Origin of the sequence: uncultured Nocardioides sp. (genome assembly GCF_947489365.1) — a bacterium.
Classification (GTDB): Bacteria; Actinomycetota; Actinomycetes; order Propionibacteriales; family Nocardioidaceae; genus Nocardioides.
This window is the reverse complement of record NZ_CANLDB010000006.1, coordinates 200571-215317: the sequence shown is the minus strand read 5'-3', so window position 1 is coordinate 215317 and position 14747 is coordinate 200571. Positions and strand designations below refer to the sequence as shown.

Annotated in this window: 16 protein-coding genes; 9 read left to right on the top strand and 7 right to left on the bottom strand. The window is 76.9% G+C overall.

Going from position 1 to position 14747, the window contains the following annotated elements; translation table 11 throughout:
• Positions 1-150: 150 nt before the first annotated feature.
• From Q0858_RS16890 to Q0858_RS16875, 4 genes are read right to left on the bottom strand one after another with little or no spacing between them, the layout of a single operon-like run.
• Positions 151-1674, bottom strand: a complete 1524-nt coding sequence (locus Q0858_RS16890) for a cation acetate symporter (protein WP_299056858.1) — start codon at positions 1672-1674, stop codon at positions 151-153.
• Positions 1675-1681: 7 nt separating this feature from the next.
• Positions 1682-2053 carry a hypothetical protein gene (locus Q0858_RS16885; protein ID WP_299056856.1) on the bottom strand — a complete coding sequence of 124 codons (372 nt, stop codon included), beginning with the start codon at positions 2051-2053 and terminating at the stop codon, positions 1682-1684.
• Positions 2050-2805, bottom strand: coding sequence for a LytTR family DNA-binding domain-containing protein (locus Q0858_RS16880; protein ID WP_299056853.1), 756 nt, complete (start codon positions 2803-2805; stop codon positions 2050-2052). Before Q0858_RS16880 ends, Q0858_RS16885 begins: the two co-directional genes overlap by 4 nt.
• Positions 2802-3935 (bottom strand): histidine kinase, encoded by a 1134-nt coding sequence (locus tag Q0858_RS16875; RefSeq protein ID WP_299056851.1) that lies wholly within the window; start codon positions 3933-3935, stop codon positions 2802-2804. The genes Q0858_RS16880 and Q0858_RS16875 overlap by 4 nt, the downstream gene beginning before the upstream one ends.
• A 53-nt stretch (positions 3936-3988) precedes the next feature.
• Between Q0858_RS16875 and Q0858_RS16870 the strand changes: the two genes are divergently transcribed.
• Complete coding sequence (locus tag Q0858_RS16870) at positions 3989-4741, top strand: oxidoreductase (RefSeq protein WP_299056848.1); 753 nt, start codon at positions 3989-3991, stop codon at positions 4739-4741.
• 611 nt (positions 4742-5352) lie between these two features.
• Here Q0858_RS16870 and Q0858_RS16865 read toward each other — a convergent pair.
• Positions 5353-5853 carry a MarR family transcriptional regulator gene (locus Q0858_RS16865; protein ID WP_299056845.1) on the bottom strand — a complete coding sequence of 167 codons (501 nt, stop codon included), beginning with the start codon at positions 5851-5853 and terminating at the stop codon, positions 5353-5355.
• A 65-nt stretch (positions 5854-5918) separates the two neighbouring features.
• Between Q0858_RS16865 and Q0858_RS16860 the strand changes: the two genes are divergently transcribed.
• Positions 5919-6359 carry an OsmC family protein gene (locus Q0858_RS16860; RefSeq protein WP_299056842.1) on the top strand — a complete coding sequence of 147 codons (441 nt, stop codon included), beginning with the start codon at positions 5919-5921 and terminating at the stop codon, positions 6357-6359.
• A gap of 83 nt (positions 6360-6442) precedes the next feature.
• Here Q0858_RS16860 and Q0858_RS16855 read toward each other — a convergent pair whose 3' ends face one another.
• Complete coding sequence (locus Q0858_RS16855) at positions 6443-7243, bottom strand: HAD family phosphatase (RefSeq protein WP_299056841.1); 801 nt, start codon at positions 7241-7243, stop codon at positions 6443-6445.
• Positions 7244-7374: 131 nt separating this feature from the next.
• On the opposite strand from Q0858_RS16855, the gene ssd reads away from it, so the two are divergent.
• The 7 genes from ssd to Q0858_RS16820 all read left to right on the top strand — a co-directional run bounded on the left by ssd (position 7375) and on the right by Q0858_RS16820 (position 12342).
• Complete coding sequence (gene ssd / locus Q0858_RS16850; protein WP_299056838.1) at positions 7375-8472, top strand: septum site-determining protein Ssd; 1098 nt, start codon at positions 7375-7377, stop codon at positions 8470-8472.
• Between the two features lie 83 nt (positions 8473-8555).
• Positions 8556-9689 (top strand): TadA family conjugal transfer-associated ATPase, encoded by a 1134-nt coding sequence (locus Q0858_RS16845; protein ID WP_299057044.1) that lies wholly within the window; start codon positions 8556-8558, stop codon positions 9687-9689.
• Positions 9686-10504: a type II secretion system protein gene (locus Q0858_RS16840; protein ID WP_299056835.1), complete on the top strand. Its 819-nt coding sequence runs from the start codon at positions 9686-9688 to the stop codon at positions 10502-10504. Before Q0858_RS16845 ends, Q0858_RS16840 begins: the two co-directional genes overlap by 4 nt.
• Positions 10501-11226 carry a type II secretion system F family protein gene (locus Q0858_RS16835; RefSeq protein WP_299056834.1) on the top strand — a complete coding sequence of 242 codons (726 nt, stop codon included), beginning with the start codon at positions 10501-10503 and terminating at the stop codon, positions 11224-11226. The genes Q0858_RS16840 and Q0858_RS16835 overlap by 4 nt, the downstream gene beginning before the upstream one ends.
• Before the next feature lie 155 nt (positions 11227-11381).
• Positions 11382-11585 carry a DUF4244 domain-containing protein gene (locus Q0858_RS16830; RefSeq protein ID WP_299056832.1) on the top strand — a complete coding sequence of 68 codons (204 nt, stop codon included), beginning with the start codon at positions 11382-11384 and terminating at the stop codon, positions 11583-11585.
• The gene (locus Q0858_RS16825; protein WP_299056831.1) at positions 11582-11974 is read left to right on the top strand and encodes a TadE family type IV pilus minor pilin; all 393 of its coding nucleotides are present in this window, start codon (positions 11582-11584) and stop codon (positions 11972-11974) included. Before Q0858_RS16830 ends, Q0858_RS16825 begins: the two co-directional genes overlap by 4 nt.
• Complete coding sequence (locus Q0858_RS16820) at positions 11971-12342, top strand: Rv3654c family TadE-like protein (RefSeq protein WP_299056829.1); 372 nt, start codon at positions 11971-11973, stop codon at positions 12340-12342. The genes Q0858_RS16825 and Q0858_RS16820 overlap by 4 nt, the downstream gene beginning before the upstream one ends.
• Positions 12343-12367: 25 nt before the next feature.
• On the opposite strand, the gene Q0858_RS16815 is transcribed toward Q0858_RS16820, so the two are convergent.
• Complete coding sequence (locus Q0858_RS16815) at positions 12368-14695, bottom strand: DEAD/DEAH box helicase (protein WP_299056828.1); 2328 nt, start codon at positions 14693-14695, stop codon at positions 12368-12370.
• Positions 14696-14747 lie beyond the last annotated feature (52 nt).

Below are 14747 nucleotides of genomic sequence, written 5' to 3'. Positions count from 1 at the left end.
CTTCCCGGGTCTCGACCCGCGTTCGCGGCCTCGCAGGCTCGGCCGTGGCGGCTTGCCGACTCGGCGTCGTACGAGTGCGCAGACGTGCCGACTCGGCGTCGTACAAGTGCGCAGACGTGCCGACTCGACGTCCTGGGGAGTGTCAGCGGGCTAGGGGCGGACGGACTCCGGGGTGTGGAGGCGGACCAGGAAGCGGCCGGCGTGGGCGGGGACGCGGTCGCGGGTGGCGAGCGAGACGGCGACCATGACGAGGACGGCGAGCGGGACGCTCCAGGCCGCGGGCTGCTCGAGCAGGACGCCGGCCCAGCCGGTCACCGGGGCGGGGGAGAAGGTCGTGACGATCGCGCCGCCGCAGCCCAGCCCGCCGGCGACGAGGCCCGCGACGGCGCCGGGGGCGGTCAGGCCGCGCCACCAGATGCCGAGCACGAGCAGCGGGCAGAAGGTCGACGCGGCCATCGCGAAGGCCAGGCCCACCGAGCGGGCGACGCCGAGGTCGGGCACGAGCAGGCTCACCCCGAGCGGTACGGCGACCGCGATCACGGCGCCGAGCCGGAAGGCGGGGACGCCGGACAGCGTGCCCCGCCGTCCGGCGAGGCCGGGGAGGCGGCCGGTGACGTCCTGGCCGAGCACGCCCGCGACCGCGACAGCGAGCCCGGACGACGTCGACAGGAACGCCGCGAACGCCCCCGCCGTGACGAGTGCCGTGAGCAGCTCGCCGGCCATCCCGGGGAGCATCACCCGCGGGAGCTCGAGGACCATCACGTCGCTGCGTCCCGCGGCGGCCAGCGACTCGCCGTACACCCGGCCGAGCAGGGCGTACGCCGGCGGCAGCAGGTAGAACACGCCGAGCAGCACCAGCACCACGAGCGTCGTACGACGGGCCGCGCCGCCGTCGGGGTTGGTGTAGAACCGCACCGCCACGTGGGGGAGCCCCATGGTGCCGAGGAAGGTCGCGACGATCAGCGAGTACGTCGCGTAGAGGCCGGCGCCCCCGCCGTCCGCCAGCGGCAGGGACCACTGGGCAGTGTCGGTGCGGAGGACCGGTCCGGGGCTCCCGTCGCCCATCCACACGACGAGCAGCACCGCCAGCGGCACGAGCAGGGCGGTGAGCTTGAGCCAGTACTGGAACGCCTGCACGAACGTGATGGCCCGCATGCCGCCGGAGCCCACGCCGACGACCACGACGACCCCCACCACGACCGCGCCGACCCAGCGGGGAGCGCCGACCGCGGCGGAGAGGGTCAGCCCGGCGCCCTCGAACTGCGGCAGGAGGTACAGCCACCCGACGGCCACCACGAGCACCGAGCAGGCGGCCCGCACGCCCCGCGACCCGAGGCGCGCCTCGGCGAAGTCGGGCAGCGTGTACGCCCCCGAGCGGCGCAGCGGGGCGGCGACCAGGACCAGCAGGACGAGGTAGCCGGCGGTGAAGCCGACCGGGTACCAGAGCATGTCGGCGCCGAAGACGAGCAGCAGCCCGGCGATGCCGAGGAACGAGGCGCCGGACAGGTACTCCCCGCCGATCGCGGAGGCGTTCAGCGCGGGCCGCACGGTGCGGGAGGCGACGAAGAAGTCGCTGGTGGTGCGGGAGAAGCGCTGCCGGTACGACCCGATGGCGAGCGTCGCGATCGTCACGAGCGCCACGGCGACGACGCCGGGGACCACGTCGGCGGTCACGGACGCCTCACCGGCGCCGCTCGTCCATGAGGTCGGCGAAGTCGCGCTCGTTGCGCTCGGCGCGGACGACGAAGCGCCAGCCCATGACCACGAGCAGCGGGTACACCAGGACGCCCAGCAGCAGCCACGCCAGCCCGAGACCGAGCAGCTCGAGGCGGGCGAGGCCGGGGGCGAGGTGGAACACCAGCGGCAGGGAGCCGACCAGGAGCACGAGAAGACCCAGCACGCGGACGGCGAGGCGGCCCTGCTCCCGCAGCAGCGAGCCGAGGTAGACGCCGCCGAGGGTGGAGGAGTCGTCGAGCGCGGGTCGTGCGGCTCCGGGCCGGACGTGCCGCGGCGGCCCGGTGACCCGCACCCGGGTCGGGCGGGGCTCGCTCACGGCGTGGCCCGCCCGACCAGCAGCTCGCGGAGCTCGCGGGCGTGGCGGCGGGCCACGGCGAGCTCGGTCTCCGCCTCCGACCCCGCGGGGCTGACGACGACGCTCGTCCGGCCGCCCGTCGAGCGCAGCGCGGTGACGTGGGACAGCGAGACCAGCAGCGAGCGGTGCACCCGGACGAACCCCGCGGCGGCCCACTCCTCCTCCAGCGACGACAGGGCCGCGCGCAGCAGGTAGGCGTCGTCGCCGGTGTGGAGGCGGACGTAGTCGCCGTGCGCCTCGACGTGGGTGACCTCGGCGAGGTCGAGGAACCGGGTGGCACCGCCCCGCTCGACGGGCACCGTCGTCGCCCCCGGCGTCGCACCGGGGCCGGCCGCGCCGCCCTCGCCCAGCCGGACCACCCGTCGTACGGCCTCGGCGAGACGCTCGGCGCGCACGGGCTTGAGGACGTAGTCGACGGCGCTCAGCTCGAAGGCGGCGACGGCGTGCTGGTCGTGGGCGGTCACGAACACCACCGGCGGCGGGCTGGGCAGGCGGGCGACCTCCGCGGCGAGGTCGAGGCCGGTCGTGCCGGGCATCTGGACGTCGAGGACCAGGCAGTCGGGGGGGTCGGCGTGCAGCCGGCGCAGGGCCTCCGCGGCGGAGCCGACGGTGTCGACGGCGGCCACCCGCTCGTCGCGCCCGAGGAGGTACGCCAGCTCGTCGCGCGAGGGCTGCTCGTCGTCGACGACGAGGACCCGCAGGCCGCCGCTCACGCGACCACCCCGGGGGCGAACTTCGGCACCCGCACGAGCACCCGGGTGCCCGCGCCGGGGGCGGTCTCGACGACGAGGCCGAAGTCGTCGCCGAACGTCGTCCGCAGCCGCGCGTCGACGTTGCCGAGGCCGACGGAGTCGAGGTCGGCGTCCCCGGCGAGGGCGCGTCGTACCCGCTCGGGGTCCTCGCCGACCCCGTCGTCCTCGACCTCGATGAGGCACTCGGTGCCGCGGTCGTGGGCCACGATCCGGATGTGGCCCACCCCCTCGGCGGCCTCCAGCCCGTGGCGTACGGCGTTCTCCACGAGCGGCTGGATGCACAGGAACGGCACGGCGACGGCCAGCACCTCGGGGGCGACGTTGAGGGTGACCTGGAGCCGCTCGCCGAACCTCGCCTGCTCGAGCAACAGGTAGCGCTCCACGGAGCGGAGCTCCTCGGCGAGCGTCGTGAAGTCGCCGTGGCGGCGGAAGGAGTAGCGGGTGAAGTCCGCGAACTCCAGCAGCAGCTCGCGCGCCCGGTCGGGGTCGGTGCGGACGAAGCTGGCGATGGCGCCGAGCGAGTTGTAGATGAAGTGGGGGCTGATCTGCGCGCGCAGGGCGCGGACCTCGGCCTCCATCAGCCGCCGCCGGCTGGCGTCGAGCTCGGCGAGCTCGAGCTGCCCGGAGACCCAGCGGGCGACCTCGTCGGTGGCCCGGGCGAGCCCGGCGGTGGTGCGGGTGCTGAACGCCTGCAGCGTCCCGACCACGCGCTCGTCGATGACGAGGGGCGCGACGACGACCTCGTCGACCGGGCACGCGAGGACGTCGCACGTCAGGACGGAGGCGTCGCCCGCGCGGGTGCTGCCGTGGCGGACGACGGGCTCGGCGAGCGCCCCGCAGGCCTCGGCGTGGTGCTCGCCCTCGCCGTCCCAGGCCAGCGCGGCGGAGGTGTCGGTCAGCGCCACGGCGGGGGCGCCGAGCAGCGCCCGGAGGTGCTTGAGGCTGCGCTCCGCGCTGGCGACGGTCAGCCCCTCGCGCAGGGCCGGGGAGGCCAGCGAGGCCGTGTGGAGCGTGCGGAACGTCGCCCGGTCGGCCTCGCTGCCGAGGTCCGTGACCCGGCGGGGGAGTCCGTGGCGGATCCGGGTGCGCACCCGCGCACGCTACTCCGCGCCGGCCCCGGCCCCCGTCCCTCTAGCGTGGTGCCGTGCCCGACCCGTCCGCCTCGCCGCGCCCGCCCCTGGAGGGCCCCCTCGACCGGTTGGCCTCGCTGGAGGGGGTGGCCTCCGCGTTCGCGGCCGCCCGCGACGGGCTCGACGCCATCCTGCGCGACCGCGGCCTGCGTCGTACGCCGCCGTCGACGACGTCCGAGTCGCTCCTGCGGGGCGCCTGTGCCTCCGCCGTCCTCGAGGGCTCGACCGCCTCGGTCGAGGAGATGCGCGAGGGCCGCGGGGACGACGTCGCGGTCGCCGCCCTGCGGGTCTCCGGCGAGTTGCTCGGGCTCGGCCCGGTGCTGGAGCGGACCCCGCTGCAGGCGTTCGCGCGGCTCCACGCGCTGGCCGGGGCGGGGACGCTGGAGGCCGACGAGCTCGGACGGCCGCGCGGTGCGGAGGCCTCCGAGCGGCTGCGGGGGCTGTCGTCGCTGCTGTCCACCCCGTCGCAGGCGCCGGCGATGCTGCTCGCGGCGGTCGTCCACGCCGAGGTGGCGACGGGCGCGCCGTTCGCCTCCCACAACGGGGTCGTCGCGCGGGCTGCCGAGCGCCTCGTGCTCGCCTCCCGGCGCGTGGACGCCACCTCGCTGTCGGTCCCCGAGGCGGGCCACCTCGCCCTGCGCCCGCAGTACGAGTCGAACCTCCGTGGCTACCGCGACGGCGGCCAGCCCGGCGTCCACGCCTGGCTGCTGTACGCCGCCGAGGCCTACTCCGCCGGCGTCGAGGCCAGCCCGCTCGTCGCGCGGTGACATCTCCGGAGATCGAGGTGCGAGCGTCGCGGAGCGACATCTCCGGAGATCGAGGTGCGAGCGTCGCGCAGCGACCGAGCCACGAGGTCGCCGCACCGGTCGTCGTACGGCTCGCGGGGGCTCGACGGACGCTCCTCCGCCGGCGCTCAGTCGCTGCTCGACCACCGGGGGTCGAGCCTCCCGCGACTCCTGCTGACTGTGGTGGCGGCCGCAGCTCGTCTCGCCGAGGTCTCGACCCGCCGGCGTGACCTCGTCCCTCGGTCGTGTCGCTCGCTCGACCTCCTCGGGTCGCGAGTCCCGCTCCTCCGTCGCGGGCCTCGCGCCTCGGACAGCAAGCGGCCCCCGTCCGCGTGGGTCGGGGGCCGCTGCTGACACGTGACCGTCGGGGCTACCAAGCGTGCTCTCGTTGTGCCGCCCCGCGGACGAGCCGCGGGAGCGTGCTCCCAGGTGCGATGGGTGGACGCCGCGTGGGTACCCCCGGTCACGTGCTGCTTGTGGAGTTCTGAGGTCAGGTCTACTCCCACCCGACGGCCGGCACAAGGCTTGACTTCGCCTGGGGGCTGTGAGTGACCTGGGTCACACCGGGGGTGGTCCAGCGAGTCACCCTGGGTTCACCCCAGGGTGACGTCGGAGCCGTCCGTGACGAGGTTGGCGGTGACCGTCCGCAGCAGGCCCTGCAGCTGCGCCACCTGCTCGGGCGGCAGACCGATCGCCTCGTTGATGCGGCAGTAGACGTCGTCCCGGACCGTGTGCAGGGCGGCGCCGCGATCGGTGGTGCGGACGAGGACGGAGCGCTCGTCGGCGACGCTGCGCTCGCGCGCGATCAGGCCGGCCGACTCCATGCGCCGCAGCAGCGGCGACAGGGTCGCGTGGTCGAGCCGCAGCGTGGTCGCCAGCTCCTTGATGGAGCACTCGCCGCGGGTCCAGAGCACCATCAGCACGAGGTACTGCGGGTAGGTCAGCCCCAGGTCCGCCAGCACCGGCCGGTACGCCGCCGTGACCAGGCGCGACGCGGCGTACAGGTCGAAGCAGACCAGGGCGTCCAGGGCGTCCGCGGACACGCCGGTGGGCGTCTCGGCGCCGTCCGGAGGCCCGCTGGACTGGTTGGTCACGCCTTCCATCCTAGGCGCTGGTACGTTATGTTGTGTACGAAACATTCCGACGGAGGAGGCACCACATGCCCACACGCACCGCTCGCACCGCCTGGAACGGCGGCCTGCAGGACGGCTCCGGCCAGGTCGAGCTCTCGAGCTCGAAGGTCGGCACCTACGACGTCTCGTTCCCGAAGCGCGCGGCCGACGAGGCCGGTGGCGCCACCAGCCCCGAGGAGCTCGTCGCCGCGGCCCACTCCTCCTGCTACGCCATGCAGCTCTCGGCGTTCATCGCCGAGGCGGGCGGCACCCCGCAGGCCCTCGACGTCAAGGCCGACGTCTCCCTGGGCGAGGACCCCGCGGGCGGCTTCAAGCTCACCGGCATCACTCTCACCGTCCGCGGTGAGGTCGAGGGCCTCGACGACGACGGCTTCAAGGCCGCCGCCGACAAGGCCAAGGAGCAGTGCCCCATCAGCAAGGCGCTGACCGGGGTCGAGATCACCCTCGACGCCGCGCTCGAGTGCTGAGCGACGCGTCCCACTGACGCCCGGGCCGGCGGCCGGCCACGAGCCTCGCCGGTCCGGGCCCGGGCCGTCCCGCGGTCCGGCGCCTAGCTCGTACGGCGGCGGCGTGCGGCCCAGGCGAGCCCGCCGACGGCTGTGATCCCGCCGATGCCCAGCGCCGCGATGCTGGGGACTGTCCGCGGCAGGGGCAGTCGCCGCCGCAGCGCCACCGGCTTGGTGAACACCAGCACCGGCCAGCCGCGCTCGGTCGCCGCCCGCCGCAGGTCGCGGTCCGGGTTCACGGCGTGCGGGTGGCCCACGGCCTCCAGCATCGGCAGGTCCGTCACCGAGTCGCTGTAGCCGAACGACCGGTCCAGGTCGTAGCCCCGCTCCTCGGCGAGCGCCCGCAGCGCGGCCGCCTTCTCCTCGCCGTACGCGTAGTACGCGATCTCGCCGGTGTACTTGCCGTCGACGATCTCCAGCCGCGTCGCGACCACGTGGTCCGCGCCCAGCATCGCGCCGATCGGCTCGACGACCTCGCTGCCCGACGCCGACACGACGACCACGTCGCGCCCGGCGAGGTGGTGCTCCTCGATCAGCGAGACCGCCTCGTCGTACACGAGCGGGTCGACGACGTTGTGGATCGTGTCGGCCACGATCTCGCGCACCGTCGCGACGTCCCACCCCGCGCACAGGTCGGACAGGAACGAGCGCAGCTTCTCCATCTGGTCGTGGTCGGCGCCACCGACGAGGTAGACGAACTGGGCGTACGCCGACCGCAGCATCGCCCCGCGCGAGATGAGGCCCCCGGCCTGGAAGGGCTTGCTGAAGGCCAACGTGCTCGACTTCGCGATGATGGTCTTGTCGAGGTCGAAGAACGCCGCGGTGCGGATCGCCGGGGCCGGCATGCGCGCAGTCTAGGCCGCACCCTCCCCGGCGACCGCCGACTTGCGTGCACAGGCGCGGCGCACGACGGGTGCTCCACAGGGCGGGCGACGTCCGCGGCGGACCTGGGGCGGGCCGGGGCAGCCTGCTCCGCATGAGACGACCACTGCTCGTCACCGCCGACGAGACCCTGCTCGAGGAGCTGCTGCGCCTCGCCGCCGCCGCCGGGACCACTCCCGACGTGGCGGCCGACCCGGCCGGCGTGCTCCGGGCCTGGGCGACGGCCCCCTGCGTGCTGGTCGGGGACGACGTCGCCGCCCGCGCGGTGCGCTGCGCGCCCGAGCGGAGGGACGGCGTCCGCGTCGTCGGCTGGCAGGCGGACGCGGACACCTTCCGTGCGGCCCTCGCCCTCGGTGCCGAGGAGGTCTGCGAGCTGCCCCGCGCCGAGAGCCACCTCGTGGCGCTGCTGCTCGACCTCGACGACCTCGGTCGGGCGCCCGGCGCCGTGCTCGGCGTCGTCGGCGGGAGCGGCGGCGCGGGCGCGACGACCCTGGCCTGCGCGCTGGGGCAGGTCGCGGCGTCGTGCGGCGCGGCGCTGGTGGTGGACTGCGACCCCCAGGGACCCGGCGCCGACCGCGTCCTCGGCCTGGAGCAGGAGCCCGGCGTCCGCTGGGACGCCCTGGTCCGCGGCGGGGGACGCCTCGGTGCGTCGTCGCTGCGCGAGGCGGTGCCCTCCCGCGGCGGGCTCGGCGTCCTCACCTGGCCGCACGAGGCCCTCGACGGGCCCGCCCGGCCGGCGGCCTCGCCGCACGCAGTGGGGGAGGCGTTCGGGGACGCCTGCCGGGAGGCCGTGGCCGCCGGACGACGGGGCCACGACCTCGTCGTCCTCGACCTGCCGCGCGCCGGGGACGACCTGGTCGCGGACCTCGCCGGCCGCTGCGACCTCGTGCTCGTCGTCGTCGTGCCCGACGTGGCCGCCGTCGCCTCCACGCAGCGCACCTGCCGCCGGCTCGGGGAGACCGAGGCGCTGCGCCTCGTCGTCCGCGGCTCCGGGCTCGACCCCGCGGAGGTCGCGCGGGTGACCGGCGTCCCGGTGGCGGCGCGCCTGCCGGACCAGCGGGGCCTGTCCGAGGCCGTCGACCTCGGCCTGGGGCCGGTGCGCTCGCACCGCGGCCCCCTCGCCCGGACGGCCCGCGCCCTGCTCGCCCTCCCCGAGGTCGGCCTGGTCCCGGCGCGGGGACGGGCGGCGTGAGCGGGTCGCGCGCGGGCTCCCTCGCCACCGGTCCCGCCGCCGGTCCGCCCGACGGGACCGTCGAGCGGGACGTCGTCGCGGCGCTGGTGGAGTCCGTCCGGGACCGCCTCGCCGCGGCGCCCGGCGACCTGACCCCCCACCGGGTGGCCGCCGCGCTGCGGGAGGCCGGGCGCCCGGTGGGGGACGCCACCGTGCTGGCGGTCCACGAGGTCCTCCGCCGCGACGTGGTCGGCGCCGGCCCCCTCGAGCCGCTGCTGCGAACCCCCGGCGTCACCGACGTGCTGGTCAACGGCCCCGACCAGGTCTTCCTCGACCGCGGGGAGGGGCTCGAGCCCGCCGGGGTCCACTTCACCTCGGACGCCGCCGTCCGTCGGCTGGCGCAGCGGCTCGCCGCCGCCGCGGGCCGGCGTCTCGACGACGCCACCCCGCACGTCGACGTCCGGCTGCCCGACGGCACCCGCTTCCACGCCGTCCTGGCCCCGGTCGCACGGCCGGGGACGGTGCTGTCGCTGCGGGTCCCGCGGAGCCGGGCGTTCACGCTGGACGAGCTCGTCGCGGCGGGCTCGGTCAGTGCCGACGGGGCGCGGGTCCTCACCGACCTCGTCGCGGCGCGGGCGGCCTTCCTCGTGTCCGGGGGCACGGGCTCGGGCAAGACCACGCTGCTCGCGGCGCTGCTCTCCACGGTGCCCGTGACCGAGCGGATGGTGCTGGTCGAGGACGCCAGCGAGCTGCGCCCGGCCCACCCCCACGTCGTCGGTCTCGAGGCCCGGCCGCCCAACATCGAGGGTGCGGGCGAGATCACCGTCCGCACCCTCGTCCGTCAGGCCCTGCGCATGCGGCCCGACCGCCTGGTCGTCGGGGAGGTGCGCGGCGCCGAGGTCGTGGACCTGCTGGCGGCCCTCAACACCGGCCACGACGGCGGTTGCGGCACCCTGCACGCCAACTCGGCCACCGACGTCCCCGCCCGCGTCGAGGCGCTCGCCCTCGCCGCCGGCCTGCCGCGCGAGGCCGCGCACAGCCAGCTCGCCTCCGCGCTCGACGCGGTGCTGCACGTGTCCCGTCGCGCCGACGGGCTCCGCTTCCTCCGCGAGGTCGGGGTCCTGGTCCGGGACCGCGACGGCCTGGTGTCGACCGTGCCCGCCCTCGTCTTCGACGGCGCGGGGGACGTCACCACCGGGCCCGGGGTCCACGTGCTGGAGGAGAGGCTGTCGCGGTGAGCGGGCCGGCCGCGATCCTCGTGGCCGCGGTGGCGGCCGGCCTGGTCGGTGCGCTGCTCGTGCCTCCGGCCACCGGGTCCGCGAGACCTGCAGGATCTGCCGGGCGGCCCGGCCGGGCGTCGTACGGCGGATCGCGGGGTGTGCCGGTCCTGCTCGGGGCGGGCGTCGCCGGGGCGGTCCTCGCCGGGCTGCCGCTGCGGACCGTGGTCCTCGCCGGGGTGCTGGCCTCCGCGGGGTGGGCCGGCTCCTGCCTCCTGGCGAGGCGTCGTCGCCGGCGTGCCGCCGCCGAGGACGCCGAGCGCGTCCGCGAGACCTGCGAGGCGCTCGCGGCCGACCTGCGGGCCGGACGCCCGGCCGGGGCCGCGCTGGACCGGGCGTGCGCGACCTGGCCGCCCCTCGCCCCGGTGGCCGCCGCCCACGCCGTCGGTGCCGACGTCCCGGACGGACTCCGGTCCCTCGCCCATGCCCCCGGCTGCGGCGACCTGCGCCTCGTCGCCGCCGCCTGGGACGTCGCCCACCGCACGGGCCACGGGCTGTCCGCGGCGCTGTCCCGGGTCGCGGACGGCCTGCGCGCCCAACAGGCCACCCGGCGGGTGGTCACCTCCGAGCTGGCCTCCGCCCGCTCGACCGCCCGGCTGCTGGCGGGCCTGCCCGTCCTGGCGCTCCTCATGGGCACCGGGACCGGCGGCGACCCGTGGACCTTCCTCCTCGCGACCCCCGTCGGCCTGGCGTGCCTCGCCGGCGGCCTCGCGCTGGGGCTGGCCGGGCTGTGGTGGATCGAGGTCATCGCCGACGAGGTCGAGGTCTCGACGTGAGCGCCGCACTCGCCGTGTGGGTCGCCGCCGGCGCCGCCCTCCTGACGGTCGTGCTCGCCCGGCCGCCCCGGCCCCGTCCCGACCTCCCGCCCGCACCGCCCCCGGACCCCGTCGAGCGCGGGGACCTCCTCGGGCGCACGCGGTGGCTCTCGGCGGCCCTGGTCGGGGCCGGGGCCCTCGTCGTCGTCCCGGGACCGCTCGCGCCGGTAGCGGCCCTCGCCGCCGCCGTCGGCACGTGGGTGCTGGCCACCCGTGCGGAGCCCGCCGCGGCCCGCCGTACCCGGGAGGCCGCCCGCCGCGACCTGGCGTCGCTGGTCGACCTGTTCGCCGGCGCGCTCGCCGCGGGCGCACCACCGGGCCGGTCGGTGCAGGCCGTCTGCGACGCGCTGCCCGGACCGGCCGCGGACCGTCTCGCCGGCGTCCGGGCGCGCCTCGACCTCGGGATCGACCCGGAGCAGGTGTGGACCGACCTCGCCGCCGATCCCGTGCTCGCCCCGCTCGGACGCACGCTGGCGAGGGCGGAGTCGAGCGGGGCGTCCGTCGCGGACGCTGTCGCCCGGCTGGCCGACGACCTCGCCCAGCGGGCGCGCGCCGACGTCGAGGACCGCGCCCGCGCGGTCGGCGTCCGCGCCGCCCTGCCGCTGGGGCTGTGCCTGCTCCCGGCCTTCCTCCTGCTCGGCGTCGTCCCGATGGTGGCGGGGATGGTCACCGGTCTGCTGTGAGCCGTGCGCCGTTCGTCCGAGCCGATCACCGTCCACCGGCGCCGGACCGGTCGTCCTCTGCACAGGGTCGCGCCGCGGCCCGGCGCGGAGGGTCGCCGCGGACCGAGGCTCGCTCCAGGGGCCGCACCGTGCGGCCGCAGGAGTGAGGAGGACCGATGAGGACACGGACGACGGGGTGGGTCGGCAGGCGCCGGGCCGCCCGCGACGAGCGGGGCATCACCACGGCGGAGTACGCCGTGGGCACGGCGGCCGGAGCCGGGCTCGCGGGTCTGCTCTACACGCTGCTGACCGGCGGACTGGGCAACAGCCTGCTGCGCACGCTGTTCGACCACGTGCTCGGGCTGCTGGGCATCGGGTGAGCGACCCGCGTCGGCGGGCCGATCCCGGCGGGCGGGGCGAGCGGGGCGCGGTGACGGCGGAGACGGCGATGGCGCTGCCGCTGCTGGTCGCGGTCACGATCGGCCTGGTGTGGCTGCTCGCGGTGGGTGCCGCGCAGGTCCGTGTGGTGGACGCCGCCCGGGAGACCGCCCGAGCGGCGGCGCGCGGGGACTCCGACGCCGAGGCGCTGGCGCTCGGGCGCCAGGTCGCCCCGGACGGCGCGGAGGTGTCCGTGGCGAGCACGGGCGACCGGGTGCGGGCGAGCGCCGCGGCCCCGGTGGCCGGGCCGGGCGGGCTGTTCGGGTTCCTGCCGACCGTGACCGTCCGGGCCGAGGCGGTCGCCGCCTCGGAGCAGCGGGACGCCGGGTGAGCCCGCCGTACCGCAGCTCGGCCCGTCGACGCGGGGAGGAGGGCGCCGCCACGGTCGTGGTGTGCGCCCTCCTCGGGGTGCTGGTGCTCGTCGCGGCGGCGTGCGGCGTGGTCGCGTCCGTGTTCGCCGACCACCGCCGCGCCCAGGCCGCCGCCGACCTGGCGGCGATCTCGGGGGCGACCGTCCACCAGCGCGGCGAGGACGCCTGCGCCGAGGCGGCCGCCGTCGCCGTCGCGAACGGCGCGAGCCTGGAGTCCTGCCACGTCGAGCGGTACGACGTCCTGGTCACCACCCGCGTCACCGGCCCCCGGTGGCTCGGGTGGACCGGCGACCCGGTCGGCCGGGCCCGCGCCGGACCGGAGCAGTGAGGCGGCGGACCTGCCGACCCGGCGGCTAGGAGGACAGCAGGACGCCGAGGAGGCGGGCGGCGGCCTGCTTGTCGAGGGGGTTGTTCTGGTTGCCGCACTTCGGGGACTGCACGCACGAGGGGCAGCCGGACTCGCAGCGGCAGGACAGGATCGTCTCGCGGGTGGCGGTCAGCCAGGCGCGGGCGGCGGCGTACCCCCGCTCCGCGAAGCCCGCCCCGCCGGGCCGGCCGTCGTGGACGAAGACGGTGAGCTCGCCGGTGTCGGGGTGGCGGGCGGTGGAGACGCCTCCGATGTCCCAGCGGTCGCAGGTCGCGAAGAGCGGCAGCAGGCCGATCGCGCAGTGCTCGGCGGCGTGGGCGGCGCCGGGGCGGTCGACCTCGTCGAGGCCGGCGGCCTCGAGGACGGCGTCCGGGACGGTCCACCACACGGCGTGGGTGTCGTGCGTGCGGACCGGGAGGTCGAGGGGCTCCTCGCCCATGACCTCGCCGCCCGGGTCGCGACGCCGCAGGAAGGACACGACCTGGTGGGACACCTCGACGGTGCCGTGGGCGAGCCGGCACGGACCCCAGTCCTGGGCCGCGGTCTCCTCGACGACGCGGATGTCGGTGACCTCCCGTGCGCTCGTCGAGTACGGCGGGGCGGCGCGCTCCATCGTCGCGACGTGGGCGTCGAGGTCGAGGTCGTCGACGAGCCACCGCTCGCCGCGGTGGACGTAGACCGCGCCGGGGTGGACCGTCGAGTGGGAGCGGTCGCCGTCGACGGTGCCGACCACACGGCCCGTGCCTGCCTCGACCAGCGACACCGCCGGACCGCCGGTCGACCGGAGGTCGGCGAGGTCGCAGGGGCGGCCGTCGACGACGGCACCGTCCCAGAACCACCCGCGCGGACGGCGGCGCAGCAGCCCGGCCTCGCACAGCGAGCGGATCGCGTCGCGCGAGCCTGGCCCGAACAGCTCGAGGTCCGCGGCGGTCAACGGCATCTCGCCCGCCGCCGCGGCCAGCTGGGGCCCGAGCACGTAGGGGTTGGCCGGGTCGAAGACCGACGCCTCGACGGGGCGACCGAACAGTGCCTCCGGGTGGGTGACCAGGTAGGTGTCCAGCGGGTCGTCCCGGGCGATCAGCACGCCCAGGGCGTCCCCGCCGGCGCGACCGGCGCGACCGACCTGCTGCCACAGCGCCGCCCGGGTGCCGGGGAACCCCGCCACGAGCACCGCGTCGAGCCCGGAGACGTCGATGCCGAGCTCGAGGGCCGTGGTCGCGGCCAGCCCGGTCAGCCGGCCCGAGCGCAGCGCGGCCTCGATCTCGCGGCGCTCCTCGGGCAGGTAGCCGCCGCGGTACGCCGCCACCTGGCCCGGCAGGGAGGGGTCGACCTCGGCGAGCAGCGCGGCGGCCGTCGCGGCGACCCGCTCCACGCCCTGGCGGGAGCGCACGAACGCCAGCGTCGGCACCTGCGCGGCGACGAGGTCGGCGAGCAGGTCCGCGGTCTCGGAGGACGCCGCGCGCCGGACCGGGGCGCCGTTCTCACCGGTGTGCTCGCCGAGCGGCGGCTCCCACAGGGCCATCGCGACCTCCCCCCGGGGGGAGGCGTCGTCGGTGACCGCCCGCACCGGCAGGCCCGTCAGGCGCCCGGCGGACTCCTCGGGGGAGGCGACGGTGGCCGAGGCGAGCACGAACGTCGGCTCCGCGCCGTACGCCGCCGCGAGGCGTCGCAGCCGCCGGAGCACGTGGGCGACGTGGGCGCCGAAGACCCCGCGGTAGTGGTGGCACTCGTCGACCACGACGTAGCGCAGCGACCCCAGGAAGCGCGCCCACCGGGCGTGGTCGGGGAGCAGGGAGCGGTGCAGCATGTCGGGGTTGGTCAGGACGTACTCGGCGTGGTCACGCGTCCAGTCCCGCTGCTCGCGGGGGCTGTCACCGTCGTGGGTGGACACCCGCAGGTCGAGCCCGAGGTCGCAGATCGAGGCCAGCTGGTCCTGGGCGAGGGCCTTGGTGGGGGAGAGGTAGAGCGTCGTCGCGCCCCGCTGCCCCCGCCGGCCGCGGGTCTCCAGAGCGGCGGTGAGGGCCGGCAGCAGGTAGGCCAGCGACTTGCCGGACGCCGTCCCGGTCGAGACCACCACGTGCTCGCCGCCGCGGGCGGCCTGCGCGGCGTCGACCTGGTGGGCCCACGGCTGCAGCACCCCGCGCCCGGCGTACGCCGCGCGGACCCGCGGGTCGACCCACTCCGGCCAGTCGGTGGTCCGGGCCGCCCGCGCGGGGAGCACCTCCAGGTGGGTGAGCCGGTCGTCGCGTCCCGTCGGACCGACCAGGTGCGCGAGCAGGTCCCGCGCGCTGCGGGTCAGGGTCGACGTGCTCACGACCCGAGTCTGGCAAAGTCCACCGACAACGCTCCGCAGGCAGCCCTCGACC

Coding starts and splice junctions, on each gene's coding strand:
- Q0858_RS16860 (WP_299056842.1), top strand. CDS start 5,919: ATGCCCACACGCACCGCTCGCACCGCCTGGAACGGCGGCCTGCAGGAC.
- Q0858_RS16855 (WP_299056841.1), bottom strand. CDS start 7,243: ATGCCGGCCCCGGCGATCCGCACCGCGGCGTTCTTCGACCTCGACAAG.
- ssd (WP_299056838.1), top strand. CDS start 7,375: ATGAGACGACCACTGCTCGTCACCGCCGACGAGACCCTGCTCGAGGAG.
- Q0858_RS16830 (WP_299056832.1), top strand. CDS start 11,382: ATGAGGACACGGACGACGGGGTGGGTCGGCAGGCGCCGGGCCGCCCGC.